The following is a 14,526-nucleotide window of genomic DNA, read 5'->3' on the forward strand; positions in this document are numbered from 1 at the left end:
GATTATCCACGATACTGAAATAGTGCATCGGGCCGCGCCCCGTTTTTCTTTGTGCCGTCGCCGCCTAGACTGGGGCATCAACCACAGGAGAACCCCATGCAAGCCCTCGTCCTCACCAGCTTTGCCGCCCCCATGACCATAGCAAACCTGCCCGTGCCACAGCCCGGCCCCGGGCAAGTCCTCGTGCGCATCGCCGCCAGCGGCGTCAATCCGCTGGACACGAAAATCGCCGCCAGCGCCGCCCCGCACGCCCGGCCCCGCCTGCCCGCCATCCTCGGCATCGACGTGGCCGGCACGGTGGCGGCCGTGGGCGAGGGCGTGACGACTTTTCACGTTGGCGCAACAGTCTATGGCATGGCGGGCGGCATAGCCGGCGTACAGGGTTCACTGGCCGAGTATGGCGTCTTCGACGCTGCCCTGCTCGCGCCCGTGCCGCCAGCACTGAGCATGCGCGAAGCGGCCGCCCTGCCCCTCGTTTTCATCACGGCCTGGGAAGGGCTGGTCGACCGCGCCCATGTGAAGGCGGGCGACACCGTACTGGTGCATGGCGGCGCCGGCGGCGTTGGGCACATGGCCGTGCAGCTCGCGCTCACCTTTGGCGCCACGGTGTATGCCACGGGCAGCGCCGCCAGCCGCGCTGCCATCGAGGCGCTGGGCGCGCGCTTCATCGATTACCGCACCAGCACGGTGGATGACTACGTGGCCGAACACACGGGCGGCGCCGGCTTCGACATCGTCTACGATACGGTGGGCGGCGCCACCCTGGACGCCAGTTTCCGGGCAGCGAAGGTTTATGGTGGCCATGTCGTCAGTTGCCTGGGCTGGGGCACGTTCGCCCTGAGCCCGCTGACGGCGCGCGCGGCCAGCTACTCGGGCGTGTTCACCTTATTGCCCCTGTTGAGCGGCGAGGGCCATGCGCGCCATGGCGCGATCTTGCGCGAAGCTAACAAGCTGATCGACGCGGGCAAGCTGCGGGTGCGGCTTGATCCACGCCGCTTTAGCTTGCGCACGGTGCACGATGCGCATGTAGCCCAAATCGATGGCAGCGCGCGCGGCAAGCTGGTGGTGGATGTGGCCAATTGAACGCCGGCTTGTTACTTGCAGGCCGAAGCGTTAATATGCAAGAATATACTTGCATATCAAGATGAGGCCGGGAATGCGTGAAAAGCTGGAAAAACTGCTGGCGCAGGGACGCGACAGCGCCCTGCTGCGCTTCGGCCTGGGCGACGCCTGTCTGAAAGAGCATGACGCCGGGCAAGCAGCCCTGCACTTGGCGCAGGCGACGCAACAGCAAGCGGGCTATTCCGCCGCCTGGAAACTGCTGGGCAAGGCCTTGCAGCAGCTGGGCCGGCTGGACGAAGCGCAGGCCGCCTGGACGACGGGCGTGACTGTGGCCCAGCAGAAAGGCGACCTGCAAGCCGTCAAGGAAATGACGGTGTTCCTGAAACGCCTGCAAAAACAGCAGCAGGCGGCAGAGTAAAACGATTAATGCGCGTGCGCGGCGTCTTTGGCTTCGGCTGGTAACGCAACGCCCCGTTCTTTCGCCAGGCGCTTGGCCAGCATGCCGCCCGCTTCGGCTGCATAGGCGCGGCAGGCGTTGGCGTCGATCAGGGGATTGTTCGTGCCGCTGCGCTTGGCGGCCTTGCCCAGCACGTCCGTCGTGCCCGGATGCACGGGGATGATGATGTCGCATGGCAAGGCAGCCACCTTGGCGATGCTCGCTTCGAACGAGGCCGAAACGTCAGGTGAGCCACCCTTGCCCGCGCCTTTGCCCGTATAGCGGAAATCGCCGCTGGCATACGGGTTCAGGCTATCCGCATACACCACATCCAGGCAGCGCTGGCCTTCGCACGACGTCCAGGTCCATGTCGTGCCGCCGGGCGTGTGGCCCGGCGTCATGTGGGCCGTCAAGGTCAAAGGGCCCACCTTGACGGTATCGCCCTCGCCCACCAGGCTGACCTTGCTTATCTTGGCAACGTGCACGACGGGATCGGCCTGGTACTGCGGATCATCTTTGCCATTGGTGCCGCTTTGCAACACCGGGGCCGCCGCTGCGCTGGCCATGACGGTGGCGCCACTGGCCCGCTGCAGCGCGGCGATGCCGCCCGCATGATCCCAATGGGCATGCGAATTGAGGATGTATTTCACGTCCTCGATGCGAAAACCCAGCGCCTTGATGCTGGCGATGATCAGGGGTGCCGATTGCGGCAGCGCGCCGTCGAGCAGGATATGGCCCTGCGGACTCGTCACCAGCACGGCGGACAGGCCGGCCGTGCCCACATACCAGCTGTTGCCATGGATATTGAACGGCTTGACGGGCGCATTCCATTCTTTGCAATTATCGCAATTGACCGGTTTATCCTGCACCGGTGCCGGCGTCTTCGCCTGCACCGTACCTGCCGCCATGGTCGCAACCGTAGCCAGCATCAACTTCGCCAATAGTGTCATCTTCATCTCCAGAGTGTAAAAAGAAGGGCGCCCGCACTGGCGCCCGGGGGGGGGGGGTATCACTACATGCGGCCAGTCCTGTCGGCCAGGGTGTCGCGGATGTGTCCGGCGTCGAGCGAGCGCCGCTGCGCGCCATCGGCGTCCAGCAGCACCACGGTGACGTGCTTGCCGCCGCTGCGCATGCGCATGGTCAGGCAGCTGCCCGCCTCGTGGCTGCTGCCCGTCTTGGACAGCAAAATGTCCCAGCCCTTGCCGCCTACCAGCGGATTCGTGTTGTGCAGGGTGCGCGTCTTGCCATTGACGGCCACGCTGGCCTGCGGGTGGCTAGTGATGCGGGCAATGTCCGGATAGCGCGCGGCCGCCGCCACGATCTTGGCCACCTCGCTGGCCGTGGAAGTATTCGCGGGAGAACTGCCGACCGGGTCTGTCAGGGTGGTGCGCACCAGGCCCAGGCTGTGGATCTTTGCCTGCAGTGCCTGATGAAACGCCGCACTGCCACCGGGATAGGTGCGCGCCAGCGCGGCGGCGGCGCGGTTTTCGGACGGCAGCAGCGCCAGTTGCAACAGCGCGCCGCGCGACACGGCCACGCCGTCGGCAAGCAGGCTGTGGCGCTGCAGCGAAGAGTCGCCATCGGCGCGCACGATGCGCAGCTGTTCATCCGGATCCAGCCCCGCGTCCAGCACCACCATGGCCGTCATCAGCTTGGTGATCGAGGCGATGGGCACGACGGCGTCCGCATCTTTCGCCATCAATACCTTGCCGCTGGCGTCGTCGAACACCAGCATATGTTTCGCGCTGACGGGCAAGGCCAGCATGCCGGCGGCGGCCTCGGCCAGGGTCGCCCCGCTGACGGCAGGCTTGCCCTGCACCTGCAGCAGCAAGGTGGCGCAGGCCAGCAGCAAGGCGGGCACGGCCAGTTTCCAGCCGGCCGTGTCGGGGCCGGGCGCCATCAGGCGTTCGATGCGCGTCAGCAGCGCTCCGCCCCGGGCCGACATCAGCAAGCCGGGCTGGCTCGGCGTGGCAGCGTGCAAGGACAGCGCATGCAGCGCCGTGGCCAGCTGCTGCGGGTCTTGCAGTGCCTGTGCAGCCAGAGCGTCGGCCACCTGTTCGCGCTCGGCCCGCATGCACGCCGACAGCCACCAGACGACTGGATGGAAGAACAGCAGCGCCTCGGCCACGCTTTGCAGCAGATTGACCAGGTAATCCCAGCGCCGCACGTGCGCCAGCTCATGCGCCAGCAGCGCTTCGAGCAGGGCGACGGGCATGCCGCTTAGCAAGGCGGCTGGCAGCAGGATGACGGGGCGCCAGAAACCCACGGTCACGGGGCTGGACAGTCCCGCGTGCAGCTTCAGCGGCACTTGCTGACTGCCGCGCAAGCCCATGCGCAGCGCCAGCGCATCGAGGCGCGTCTGCCAGATGGCCGGCGCGGCCACTGCCTGGCGGCGCAGCTTGCCGACCCATGCCAGGCCCAGGCATAGGCGCAAGCTCATCAGCCCAACGCCCGCGCTCCAGGCCAGCACCAGGGCCGGCATCCACGCTTGCAGCGCGGCGCGCCAGGCGGGCGGCGCGGCCATCGGCAACTGGGCCAGCGATGTGCCAGACAGGAGAGTAAGCAGATGAAGCAAGGGAATACACAGGCATAGCAGCAGCGCCAGCGCGCAGACCGCATAGCGCCAGCGCGCGCTGGCGTGGCGCAGCAGCCAGAGCAGGACAGCGGACACGGCGCCGACGATCACGCCCTGCCAGACAAAGTACAGCAAGACCCAGCCCAGCGCCGGGACAAGGTTGCCCAAATCTATGCCCAAGCGCATGTCCAGGTTCATGGCGCCTTGCCATCCTTGCTGCGCAGTACCTTTTCAATTTCCAGGCGTTCCGCGTCGCTCACGTGTTCACGCAGCGCCGTCAGCACCAGCGCCTTGCCGGAACCGGAAAACACCTTGCCGATCAAATCCTTGAGCAAACTGGTTTGCAACTTTTCCTGCGCGTCGACGGCGGCATACAACTGCGGCCGCTGGCTTTCATCGCGGCTCAAGAGTCCCTTGCCATGCATCAATTGCAGCTGGCGCAGCACGGTGGCGTAACTGGCGTCGGCACGCTCTGCAGCCAGGGCGTCGTACACGGCCCGGGCGTCGGAAGGACCGCGTTGCCACAAGATGCGCAGCAAGTCCAGTTCGGCGGCCGTGGGATGGGGAGTGGAAGTATTTTTTAACATGCAGCCAGAATACCCATTCTAGAATCGATTGTCTAGAACTTTTTTTCTAGAGTGCGAAAGGAGCTAAAAATCGCGCAAATGGTCGAACAACTCCAGCAAGGCCGCTTCGTCGACGAGCGCAGCACCCTGCTCTCCCAGCTGCTGTACCAGCTGAGCCAGCAACGCCACCAGCACCACGTAAATTTCCTCGCGTTCCACCGTCTCGATGATGCCAGAGCGCCGGTCCATCTTGTTGAAGGCGTCCACATAGGCGGCGACCATGGCCTCCAGCGCCGCAGTGGCGGCCGTTGCCTCCATGGCGGCATCGATGCTGCGCGTCACGGCCAGCATGTTCTTGTAGGCCAGTGCCGCCTTTTTCGCATACGCGGGAGAAATATGCTCGCGGCCATCCCAGTCGCGGAAGGGGTTGAGCAGGTTTTCAGCCAGCCATTCCGGCTTGCGCGCCTTGGTCACCGATAAGTCCAGTCCCAGCGCCGCCGCTTTCTTGTAACCGGCCTTGATGACCTTGGCCGCATCCGCGGGCAAGCTGGTCATCCTCAGGGTTGCCAGCTTCGGCAATTGTGTGGCAAGAGGAAAGTCCTCCGCCTTGAAACCGAACAGATCATAGGTGGTAAACATTTGCAGCTGGGTCAGCTGCGCAAGGCTGCTCATATGCGACGCCAGCCCCGGCTTGCCCCAGATCCGCAAGGCCGTCAGATGAGGAAAGCGCTGTGCCACTTGTGCCAAATCAACTTCTTTCATGCTCACCAGCGACAGGCCACCCAGCCGGTCGAGACCGTGGAACGGCGGCAGCGCGTGCGTACACTGGAGTGTCAGATGGCGGCCATCCGCGCCATCGTCGATGCGCAACGACGGCGACGGCGCGCTGCGCAGCGCGAGAAGGCTCAAGCCTTTGTTCAAGACCAGGCTGGTGACGCCATCTGGCTGCAGGATCAGGCGTTCCAGGCCGCTGCCGCTGAAATCGAGCACATGCACTGTCGATGATTGCCAGTGCAGTTCATTGATGAAGGGATTGCCCTGGATAAACTCCATCAATGCCTGCGTGCCGTCACCAGTCTCGATCGACATCAGGCAAGGCAGTTGCTCCAGCTCGGACATGTCGCCCAGCGCCTGCAAGACGCTGTCATTGATTTTCGTCGCATCCTGCCGGAAGGCCTGGCCGCCGAGCGTCACTTCATGCTCGCGCGACGCTGCCTTGAACTGCTGGCGCCGCACCGGATCGATGCGCTCCCAGCGGCGTTGGCGTACAACGCTGTCCCCCACGTTCCAGCCGCTGCGGTAGCTATTGACTTCCACATCGACCAGCGGCGCGATATTGCCAACGAGGGTATGTCCAGGCGGCACATTCGCCGTGGCATAGCAGTGATCGTGGCGCTTATTCCAGAAGAAATAGTCGCACACAAGCGGCTGCATGGCTTGCACGGCCGCCGCATCGGGCAAGGCGTCACCGCTCCAGTCCAGCTCCAGCACGGCAGCGAGCGGCCTGGACGAGGACGCATCCTTGATGCGGGTGACCTGGCAAGCCACATATTGCTGCAGCTCGGACGAAAACACACAGTAAACATCTCCAACATTCGGTAGCACGCATTTTCCTTTTCAGAACACCTGACGGTCGAATGCCGGAAGATAGCAAAAATGTTGCCCCCCCTGTCGTCCCGCTCAGTGCGCGTGCAGCTTGTGGTGCATGCGCCGCAGCCCCAGCCAGACGCCGGCCGCCACGAAGGGCACCAGGGCGCCGACGAGGATTTCAGGGTTCACGGGCAAGCCCATCACCTTGGCCGCCTTGCCCGTGTAGCTGAACAGGCCTATCACGTAATACGAGATTGCCGCCACGGAGAGGCCTTCCACCGCTTGCTGCAGCTGCAGCTGCTGCGCCGCGCGGGCGTTCATCGATTGCAGGATTTGCCGGTTTTGCAATTCCTGCACGATGCCCACGCGCGTGCGCAGCAAATCATTCGTGTTGGCGATACGCTGCGCCATCGCTTCCTGTCGGCTGGCCATCGCTTCGCAGGTATTCATGGCGGGCGTCAAGCGGCGATCCATGAATTCCTCGACCGTGGGAATACCCTCGATGCGCACTTCGCGCAATTCCTCGATGCGCGCCTTGACTAGGCCCATGTAGGCTTTCGAGGCAGAAAAACGGTAGCTATTGTCAAGTGACAGCTTTTCAATGCGGGCCGCCAGGCGCGTGATGCGGTCAAGCAAGGCTTGCTCCGCAAGGCCCTCGTCGCCCTTGGCCAGGCCCGGCGCGTCATCCGTGTCGACCATGGCGGCGGCCAAGGTCGCCAGTTCGTTCTCGATGGCGTTCAAGGATGGCGCCGCCTGCATGGCGTAGGGCAAACCCAGCAAGGCCATCATGCGGTAGGTTTCGATTTCCAGCACGCGCTGCACCAAACGGCCCGACTGCTGCGAGCGCATGCCCGCATCGCGGATGACGAAACGGCTGAAGCCGTCTGACTGGATGGTGAAGTCCGTCCACAATTCGCCCCCCTGCAACACCTTGCTGCCGGCCAAGGTATTGCCCTCGAATACGCGTGACAAATCCTGCATGAAAATCTCGGCGGGCTCCGTCGCCTGCTCCAGCACCACGTGCGCGGCCACCATCAGCTTGCCCTTCAAGCCCGCCAGCCATTGCTGCGGCAACTGTTCCAACGGCATGCGCTCGAACGCCTGCTCCAGTGGCAAGGCGGCGCCCCCATGTTCGGCGAAGGTAAACGTGGCAAATTCCGTGTGGCATTCCCATTTCAGGCGGAAACGGCCAAAGTCGTAATAAAAATACTTGGCTTCGGTGGTCGGGGGCGTGACGCCGAAATGCGTGCACAGGGCAGCCAAAGTGGCGTGCTGGGCCGCCATATTCGACGCGCCCGGTGCCGCGCTGTCATCCTTGTAGACGGCCAGATGGGTGATCAGCTCGGGGGCATCGAGCTGCAAAAACGGCCGCGAGTGGATTTCCGCAGCCAGCGGCACGCGCAAGGCGTGGTTCAAACTGGAGTTAATCAAGTGCATGATAGCCAAAGGTAAAGTTGCAAAACTGCTTAGACCCGCGCGCGTGCTTTGGCGCCCGCAGCACGGGTCTGATTGTCACAGTGTAACAAAGCAGGAAGCATGCCACTATTTTCCAAGGCCTATCATATTGTTTTAATAATGGCAGATGCGCCCTGCCCCGCCGCCTGGCGGCTGCCCAGCCACCAGAACACGGCGGCCAGCGCCACGGCCGAAGCCTGTCCCAGCGCCAGCTTGAAGGCACTGTCGAACAGCAAGGGTGCGACAAAACCGGACACCAGCGCAAACACCAGCATTTGCACGAAGTTTTGCAAGGAGGCGGCCAGGCCCCGCATCTGCGGGAAAATGTCGAGCGTGGACATGGTCATGCCCGGCAAGGCCAGCGACATGCCGAAGGCGTATAGCATCACCGGCACGACGGCAAAGGGGATGCTGGCGCTAAACCAGTGGTTGTAGCCTATGTTGATCGCCCCCGTGGCGGCCATGGCCAGCAAGCCCCAGCGCACCAGCACGGTGCTTTTCACAGCATGGGCCAGCTTGCCCGACAGCGCCGAGCCCAGCACCAAACCGGCCACCATGGGGATGAACATCCAGCCAAACGCCGTTTCCGGCAGGCGCAGCAATTCCAGGATGAAATGCGGCGCGGACGCGATGTACAGGGCGAAACCGCCGAAGGCGAAGGCCACGGCCAGCGAACGCAAGAGAAATGCCCGGTGGCGCAACGCCAGCCAGTAATTGCGCGCGATGTTGCCTGGATGGAAAGGCTGGCGTTGCTCGACGGATAAACTTTCCGGCAAGCCTTTCAGGCAAGCGAACGCCAGCAGCACCGTGACGGAAAAGGTGAACACGAACGTTGATTGCCAGCCATAGGCCACGTGCAGCCAGCCGCCGATGATGGGGGCGATGGCGGGCGCGATGCCGAACACCATCATGATATTGGCCAGCATCTTTTGCGCGGCCGCGCCCGACAGGGTGTCGCGCACGATGGCTTGCCCGACTACCCTGCCCGCTCCCGCCGAGGCGCCCTGCATGCCACGGAAGAACAGCAGCCAGCCAAAGCTGGGCGCAAACGCGGCGCCGATGGAGCCGACGGCAAAGATCAGCAGGGAAGCGAGGATCACGGGACGGCGGCCGAAGGAGTCGGACAAGGTGCCGTAGAACAAGGTCATGAAGGCATAGGCGGCCAGGTAGACGCTCAGGGTTTGCTGCACCAGCACGCTGCCGACGTCGAAATGCATGCCGATCGCGGGAAATGATGGCAAAAATGTATCGGTGGCGAACGGGCCCAGCATGGCCAGGCCGGCCAGCACCAGGGTCAGGTTGCGGGCCTTCATGCGCCCGCCTGCGCATCGTCACACTGGCGGCGCAAGCCAGCCAGGGCCGCCAGCGAGAATTGCGACACATGGCGCGCGATGCTGGCGATGCCCGCCTCGTCATACGTCATTTCCGGCACCACCAGTTCATGCACGATGCGCGAACGGGCATAGAACACGGCCTGGCCGATCACGCTGAACACGCATTTCTGCACCACGTCCGCCGGCATGGAAGGCCCCACCACGCCACGGATCAAACCCGTGAACAAGGCATGCTGCGGGCGCACATTACGTTCGGCCAGCTTGTGGATGGCGGCCGTCGGTTCGATCAGTTCGCGCGCCACCAGGCGGCTGAAGAGCGACGCCGACCCCGAGCGCAGCATATCGGACACCAACGCCTCGATGGCCAGGCGCAACTGTTCCACAGGCGGCAGCTGCGCCCTCGCGCTGGCGGCCGCCACGTCGGCGGCCGAGGCCCGCGCCAGCTCGCGCGCATGGTCGAAGGCGGCCAGGTGCAGCTCTTCCTTGCTATGAAAATAGTAATTGACCATCGCCACATTGACCCTCGCCGCCTCGCATATCCTGCGCACGGACGCGGCCTTGTAGCCCTCCTCGGCAAACAGGTCCGCCGCCGCCTGCAGGATACGCGCACGCGCCGGTTCGCCGACCTTATCGTTTTCCATCTGTTCCGTCATGCCATTCCCATTATTTAAACAGCTGTTTAATATTGCCCTCCATTGTATCAAACAGCCGTTTAACTTTCAAATGGACGCAAAAAAGCCCGGCGCACCGGGCTTTTCAAGCGCATTGCGGCAGAGTTAGTGTTTCATCGCGGGCATCGCGGGTGAAGTCGAGGTCGCACCCAGCGGACGTGCCACGGCATTGACTTCGATGGTTTCGCGGTGCTTGTCCTCGCCCTCAAGCACCAGGGTCAGCGGGATCTTGTCGCCCGCCTTTACTTGCCCTTTGAGTTCCAGCAGCATCACGTGGTAGCCGCCCGGCTTCAGTTCGACGGCTTTGCCGGCCGGCAAGGCGATTTCCTTGACCTGGCGCATGCGCATCATATTGTCCGTCATGCTCATTTCATGGATTTCCGCCACGCCGGCCACGGGCGAGCGCACTTCCAGCAATCGCATGGCTTTCGGCGCCGTGATCTGCATGAAGGCGCCCGTGGCTTTTTGCTGCGGCACGGTGGCGCGCACCCACGGGTCGGTAATCTGCACACTGTTTTGTGCGACGGCGGAGAAAGACAGCACGGTCAGGGCCGTGGCCAGCAGGGTTTTCAAATGGGTCATGATTATTTCCTCGGTGTTGTTATAAGGTGTATTTCGATTTCATCAGGGTCTTGATGTCTTGCACGCACTCGTCGCCCGTCAGCTGGTGTTTCAAGCCCAGGCGCATGCGTCCCTCGGTATCGAGCACATAGCTGATGGCCGTGTGGTCCATCGTGTACGAGCTGCCGCTGGGAACGCGGCGGTAGAAGACCTTGTAGTTGAAGGCCGTCTGCGCCGTCGCCTGCGGGTCCGTGCGCAAGCCCAGGAAGCTGGGGTCGAAGGCGCGCATGTATTCGCCCAGCAACTCGGGCGTGTCGCGCTCGGGATCGATGCTGATGAAGATCACTTGCAGTTTATCCCCATCGGCGCCCAGTTTCTGGCGGATTTCCAGCGCGCGCGACAGGGCAGTCGGGCACACGTCCGGGCATTGCGTGAAGCCAAAGAAGACCATCACATACTTGCCCTTGAAATCGGCCAGGGTGTAGACCTTGCCATCGGGGCCGCTCAATTTGAAGTCGGGCTTGTAATCGCCTCCCGTCAAGTCCAGACCGTTGTAATGGGGTTTCGGTGCTTGTTCGCAAGCGGCAAGCGTGAGCAATCCCGCCGTGCCGGCGAGAAGGAAAAGACGACGTTTCATGGTAATTCCAGCCCAATGGGCGTAGTGAATACAAATTAAGGATAGATGCCCTGCCGCAGTGCGGCAGGTAGAACAGCGATGCTCAGGCCAGCGCGGGCGGGCCGCGCGGGCGGGCGCCCAGCCACGCAAACTGGGGCCGGGGCGCCTGGTAGAACAGGGGCGGATAGTGGTCGTGGCCCGTGATGACGGCCAGCGGCGATGATGACGGTGGCAGGCCCACACTACCCGCATGGCTCATGCAGAACGGGCAGTGCTCGATGTGGTGCAGTACGGAGTCGGTGGTGGATTTGACGGCTGGCGCCAGGTCCGCCTGTGTGTAGACGGCGCCACTGGCCGAGCAAATCTCGACGGCGGCATTGTTCGTGTTCGCGTGCAGCGAGGCAAACGCATATGACAGGGACGGCGACAGCGCATTGAGCAGTATCGCCAGGCAGGCGAACCACAGATGCCATTGTTTGCGCTTCAATAAAGATCCCATGCCGCCGATTATAGCGGAGTATGGCTTTCGCGTTGCGCAAGCGCGCCCGCCTGTCCCCGCAGGAACAGGCTGGGGCGCACGCCCGCTACGTCCACGCAGGCGTCGCAAAACGCGGGGATCGAGGCGAAACCGGAACCGGCCGCCACTTGCGCCAGGTCGCGCTCGCCGCCTTCGCCATCGGCGCCCGCTTGCGCCGCCGTATGCAGCGCGTGCGCCAGGCGCTGTTCGCGCACCAGGCTGAGCAAAGCCTCACCCTCGGCAAACAGGCGCGCCCTGGCCTTGTGCGGCGTCACTTGCCACAGGGCCGCCAGACGCGCCGCAGTCCATTTGCCTTGCGGCGTATCAAAGATGTGCTGCGCCAGCGCCTGGCTCCAGCGCTTGCCGCCGCCGTGGCTGCCTTCCGGCGCGTCGCCTTCCAGCGCCAGGGTGAACACGGCCGGCTTGCCTCGCCCCGGCATCACGTCGCAGGCAAAGCGCAAGAAAGCGGGCACGACAAAGCTGTCGCCGCTGCCCAGTTTTTTGGTGGTGATTTCATTGTGCAAGGTTACAAAACCCTGGCGCACGGTCACGCGCAGCCTGAGCGGAAAGCGCAAGCCCAGCAAGTGCAAGGGATGATCGGAAACGAGGGCCATGCGTCAGGTCAATCTGGTGAACAAGCCATCAGCATGCCACACATCGCGCAAGCAGTCTGTCATCACAGCGACGCCACGCCGTAGCGGCGCAAGCCGTCCAGGTCCACCACGCGGATGGATTGGTAGGCAATGCTGATCAGCTTCAATTCGGCAAGACGGCCCAGGGCCAGGTTCACCCTCTGGCGCGAAATGCCGGTCAGCAAACCGATTTCTTCCTGCGACAGCTCAAGCACGCTGGAGGTGCGCGGGTATAGCATGGGGTGGAACAGCTGCGCGATCGCTTGCGCCACTTGCGCGTCGACGGCCAGCAGGCGCTGGTTCTGGATGGTGGCGATGAATTGGCCCATGCGTTCGTTCAGCTGGCGGATGACGAAGGCATTGAACGACAAGCTTTCGGCCAGCAGAAGATGAAACAGCTCCACCGGCACCAGGATGATGTTCGCGGCGCGCACGGCCACCACGTCATAGCGGCGCAGTTCGCGCTTGAGCACGCTGCCCTCGCCGCACCAGCCGCCCGCCGGCACGCCGGAAAACGTGGCGCCGCGCCCATCGGCGTTGTAGACGGCCAGCTTGATCAAACCCGTGTGCACGCCTATCCAGTGCGCCGACGGTTCGCCGCGCCGCGTGATGAAGGCGCCCGCCTCGTAATGCCGGAGCACGCTGCCGGCGCGCAACAGAGCCTGATGCCGCGTATCGAGGGCCTTGAACCAATCGTGGCTATCGAGTTCTGGCACCGCACGGTCTACACTATCGTTGCTATCCATTCCATCTTTCAGACCTGTCACTAAGATGACAGTGATTTCCAAGTGCCGGTGCTATGCTAGCCGGTATCAATCCCGAAACAGGGAGCTACAGAATTCCAGTGCCAATATTATTTACCAGGAGACAAGCATGACACCTGATTTCAACACCGGCCTCGGCAAAAACAGCGCCAACTACGCCGCCCTCACCCCGCTCGACTATATCGCCAGGGCAGCCGCAGTATATGGCAATCGCCTGGCAATTGCACATGGCGCCGTGCGCCAGACCTGGCGCACAACGTATGCGCGCACGCGCCGCCTGGCCTCCGGCCTCATCAAGCTGGGCGTGGGCACGGGCGACACGGTGGCAGTGATGCTGCCGAACACGCCCGCCATGGTGGAAGCGAGCTTTGGCGTGCCCATGGCCGGCGCCGTCCTCAACGCACTGAATATCCGCCTCGACCTGGCCTCCTTGACCTTCATGCTGCGCCACGGCCAGGCGAAAGTCTTGCTGGCCGACACGGAGTTTGCCGAGCTGGCGCGCCAGATGGCGGCGCAGATCCCGGGTCTGCGCGTGATCCAGGTCAATGACGTGCTGGGACCGGAAGTGGAGGCTTTTTCCGACCTCGACTACGAAAGCTTGCTGGCCAGCGGCGACCCCGATTACGACTGGCAGCCGCCAGCAGATGAGTGGGATGCCATCGCCCTCAACTACACGTCCGGCACCACGGGCGACCCCAAAGGCGTGGTCTACCATCACCGGGGCGCGGCCCTGAATGCCCTGTCAAACATATTAGAGTGGGACATGCCCAAGCATGCCGTCTACCTGTGGACCTTGCCCATGTTCCACTGCAATGGCTGGTGCTTCCCGTGGACCATCGCCGCGCGCGCCGGCGTCAACGTGTGCCTGCGCAAGTTCGAGCCGAAACTGGTGTTCGACCTGATGCGCGAATTGCGCATCACCCACTATTGCGCGGCGCCCATCGTGCACGCAGCCCTGGCCAACGCGCCCGCCAACTGGCGCGAAGGAATCGACTGGTCAGTGCGCGGCATGGTGGCCGGCGCGCCGCCGCCAGCGGCCATGGTGGCAAAGATCGAAGCCATGGGCTTTGATCTGATCCACTCGTATGGCTTGACGGAAGTATATGGCCCGGCCGCCATCTGCGCCGAGCAGGACGAATGGGCGGCTTTGAGCCAGGAAGAGCGGGCGGTATTAAAGTCGCGCCAGGGCGTGCGCTACCATTTGCAAAGCGCGGTCGCCGTGATTGACCCGGAAACCATGCAGCACGTGGCGGCCGACGGCGAGCAGATCGGCGAAATCATGTTCCGAGGCAACATCTGCATGAAGGGTTACCTGAAGAATGAAAGGGCGACGCAGGAAGCATTCGCCGGTGGCTGGTTCCACACGGGCGATCTGGGCGTCATGTATCCGGACGGCTATATCAAGCTGAAGGACCGCAGCAAGGACATTATCATTTCCGGAGGCGAGAATATTTCCAGCGTGGAAGTGGAAGATGCGCTGTACCACCACCCGCAAGTGCTGGCCGCCGCAGTCATCGCCCAGCCGGACGAGAAATGGGGCGAGACGCCATGCGCCTTCGTCGAACTGCGCGAAGGCGGCACCGTGACGGAAGCGGAATTGATCGCCTTTTGCAAGAACAACCTGGCCGGTTTCAAGGTGCCGAAGGCCATTTATTTTGGCCCCCTGCCCCGCACCTCGACGGGCAAGATCCAGAAGTTCGAGTTGCGCAAGCGCATGCAGTCAGACAAGGCCATCGACGTCTGACCC

General features: G+C 63.3%; 15 protein-coding genes. 3 read left to right on the plus strand and 12 right to left on the minus strand.

Translation table 11 applies throughout. The features are described from left to right. Window positions 1-96 precede the first annotated feature (96 nt). Both ACQ4WZ_RS12000 and ACQ4WZ_RS12005 read left to right on the plus strand, forming a co-directional pair. Complete coding sequence (locus tag ACQ4WZ_RS12000) at window positions 97-1,083, plus strand: zinc-dependent alcohol dehydrogenase family protein (protein WP_436573506.1); 987 nt, start codon at window positions 97-99, stop codon at window positions 1,081-1,083. Window positions 1,084-1,156: 73 nt separating this feature from the next. Further along, the gene (locus tag ACQ4WZ_RS12005) at window positions 1,157-1,480 is read left to right on the plus strand and encodes a tetratricopeptide repeat protein (RefSeq protein WP_180338415.1); all 324 of its coding nucleotides are present in this window, start codon (window positions 1,157-1,159) and stop codon (window positions 1,478-1,480) included. A 5-nt stretch (window positions 1,481-1,485) separates the two neighbouring features. Here ACQ4WZ_RS12005 and bla read toward each other — a convergent pair whose 3' ends face one another. The 12 genes from bla to ACQ4WZ_RS12065 form a co-directional block, all read right to left on the minus strand. After that, entirely contained in the window at window positions 1,486-2,448 is a 963-nt protein-coding gene (gene bla, locus ACQ4WZ_RS12010) for a subclass B3 metallo-beta-lactamase (RefSeq protein ID WP_436573507.1), read from the minus strand. A 62-nt stretch (window positions 2,449-2,510) separates the two neighbouring features. Further along, window positions 2,511-4,271 carry a M56 family metallopeptidase gene (locus ACQ4WZ_RS12015; RefSeq protein ID WP_436573508.1) on the minus strand — a complete coding sequence of 587 codons (1,761 nt, stop codon included), beginning with the start codon at window positions 4,269-4,271 and terminating at the stop codon, window positions 2,511-2,513. Further along, the gene (locus tag ACQ4WZ_RS12020) at window positions 4,268-4,660 is read right to left on the minus strand and encodes a BlaI/MecI/CopY family transcriptional regulator (RefSeq protein WP_101480751.1); all 393 of its coding nucleotides are present in this window, start codon (window positions 4,658-4,660) and stop codon (window positions 4,268-4,270) included. The genes ACQ4WZ_RS12015 and ACQ4WZ_RS12020 overlap by 4 nt, the downstream gene beginning before the upstream one ends. Before the next feature lie 63 nt (window positions 4,661-4,723). After that, window positions 4,724-6,214 carry a hypothetical protein gene (locus ACQ4WZ_RS12025; RefSeq protein WP_436573509.1) on the minus strand — a complete coding sequence of 497 codons (1,491 nt, stop codon included), beginning with the start codon at window positions 6,212-6,214 and terminating at the stop codon, window positions 4,724-4,726. A gap of 105 nt (window positions 6,215-6,319) precedes the next feature. Then, window positions 6,320-7,666 (minus strand): DUF3422 family protein, encoded by a 1,347-nt coding sequence (locus ACQ4WZ_RS12030; RefSeq protein ID WP_101484470.1) that lies wholly within the window; start codon window positions 7,664-7,666, stop codon window positions 6,320-6,322. A gap of 122 nt (window positions 7,667-7,788) precedes the next feature. Further along, on the minus strand, window positions 7,789-8,997 hold the full coding sequence (locus ACQ4WZ_RS12035) for a multidrug effflux MFS transporter (RefSeq protein WP_436573510.1): 1,209 nt from the start codon (window positions 8,995-8,997) through the stop codon (window positions 7,789-7,791). Further along, window positions 8,994-9,671 carry a CerR family C-terminal domain-containing protein gene (locus ACQ4WZ_RS12040; protein ID WP_133992272.1) on the minus strand — a complete coding sequence of 226 codons (678 nt, stop codon included), beginning with the start codon at window positions 9,669-9,671 and terminating at the stop codon, window positions 8,994-8,996. Before ACQ4WZ_RS12040 ends, ACQ4WZ_RS12035 begins: the two co-directional genes overlap by 4 nt. A 123-nt stretch (window positions 9,672-9,794) precedes the next feature. Then, complete coding sequence (locus ACQ4WZ_RS12045) at window positions 9,795-10,271, minus strand: copper chaperone PCu(A)C (RefSeq protein ID WP_180338414.1); 477 nt, start codon at window positions 10,269-10,271, stop codon at window positions 9,795-9,797. A gap of 19 nt (window positions 10,272-10,290) precedes the next feature. Beyond that, window positions 10,291-10,887, minus strand: a complete 597-nt coding sequence (locus ACQ4WZ_RS12050; protein WP_101480747.1) for an SCO family protein — start codon at window positions 10,885-10,887, stop codon at window positions 10,291-10,293. Between the two features lie 82 nt (window positions 10,888-10,969). Beyond that, window positions 10,970-11,353 carry a DUF2946 domain-containing protein gene (locus ACQ4WZ_RS12055; RefSeq protein ID WP_436573511.1) on the minus strand — a complete coding sequence of 128 codons (384 nt, stop codon included), beginning with the start codon at window positions 11,351-11,353 and terminating at the stop codon, window positions 10,970-10,972. A 20-nt stretch (window positions 11,354-11,373) separates the two neighbouring features. Beyond that, the gene (locus ACQ4WZ_RS12060) at window positions 11,374-11,997 is read right to left on the minus strand and encodes a helix-turn-helix domain-containing protein (RefSeq protein ID WP_101480745.1); all 624 of its coding nucleotides are present in this window, start codon (window positions 11,995-11,997) and stop codon (window positions 11,374-11,376) included. Between the two features lie 62 nt (window positions 11,998-12,059). Continuing rightward, window positions 12,060-12,761, minus strand: coding sequence for a Crp/Fnr family transcriptional regulator (locus tag ACQ4WZ_RS12065; RefSeq protein WP_101480744.1), 702 nt, complete (start codon window positions 12,759-12,761; stop codon window positions 12,060-12,062). Window positions 12,762-12,888: 127 nt separating this feature from the next. Between ACQ4WZ_RS12065 and ACQ4WZ_RS12070 the strand changes: the two genes are divergently transcribed. Beyond that, entirely contained in the window at window positions 12,889-14,523 is a 1,635-nt protein-coding gene (locus tag ACQ4WZ_RS12070) for an acyl-CoA synthetase (RefSeq protein WP_133992278.1), read from the plus strand. The last annotated feature ends 3 nt before the right edge of the window (window positions 14,524-14,526 follow it).

This window comes from Janthinobacterium darwini (assembly GCF_051380905.1).
GTDB lineage: Bacteria > Pseudomonadota > Gammaproteobacteria > Burkholderiales > Burkholderiaceae_D > Janthinobacterium.

Excerpts from the sequence above, each read along its gene's own strand:
- ACQ4WZ_RS12050 (WP_101480747.1), bottom strand. The coding sequence starts at position 10,887 with ATGAAACGTCGTCTTTTCCTTCTCGCCGGCACGGCGGGATTGCTCACG.
- ACQ4WZ_RS12045 (WP_180338414.1), bottom strand. The coding sequence starts at position 10,271 with ATGACCCATTTGAAAACCCTGCTGGCCACGGCCCTGACCGTGCTGTCT.
- bla (WP_436573507.1), bottom strand. The coding sequence starts at position 2,448 with ATGACACTATTGGCGAAGTTGATGCTGGCTACGGTTGCGACCATGGCG.
- ACQ4WZ_RS12005 (WP_180338415.1), top strand. The coding sequence starts at position 1,157 with ATGCGTGAAAAGCTGGAAAAACTGCTGGCGCAGGGACGCGACAGCGCC.
- ACQ4WZ_RS12030 (WP_101484470.1), bottom strand. The coding sequence starts at position 7,666 with ATGCACTTGATTAACTCCAGTTTGAACCACGCCTTGCGCGTGCCGCTG.
- ACQ4WZ_RS12070 (WP_133992278.1), top strand. The coding sequence starts at position 12,889 with ATGACACCTGATTTCAACACCGGCCTCGGCAAAAACAGCGCCAACTAC.
- ACQ4WZ_RS12035 (WP_436573510.1), bottom strand. The coding sequence starts at position 8,997 with ATGAAGGCCCGCAACCTGACCCTGGTGCTGGCCGGCCTGGCCATGCTG.
- ACQ4WZ_RS12065 (WP_101480744.1), bottom strand. The coding sequence starts at position 12,761 with ATGGATAGCAACGATAGTGTAGACCGTGCGGTGCCAGAACTCGATAGC.
- ACQ4WZ_RS12000 (WP_436573506.1), top strand. The coding sequence starts at position 97 with ATGCAAGCCCTCGTCCTCACCAGCTTTGCCGCCCCCATGACCATAGCA.
- ACQ4WZ_RS12060 (WP_101480745.1), bottom strand. The coding sequence starts at position 11,997 with ATGGCCCTCGTTTCCGATCATCCCTTGCACTTGCTGGGCTTGCGCTTT.
- ACQ4WZ_RS12020 (WP_101480751.1), bottom strand. The coding sequence starts at position 4,660 with ATGTTAAAAAATACTTCCACTCCCCATCCCACGGCCGCCGAACTGGAC.
- ACQ4WZ_RS12015 (WP_436573508.1), bottom strand. The coding sequence starts at position 4,271 with ATGAACCTGGACATGCGCTTGGGCATAGATTTGGGCAACCTTGTCCCG.
- ACQ4WZ_RS12040 (WP_133992272.1), bottom strand. The coding sequence starts at position 9,671 with ATGACGGAACAGATGGAAAACGATAAGGTCGGCGAACCGGCGCGTGCG.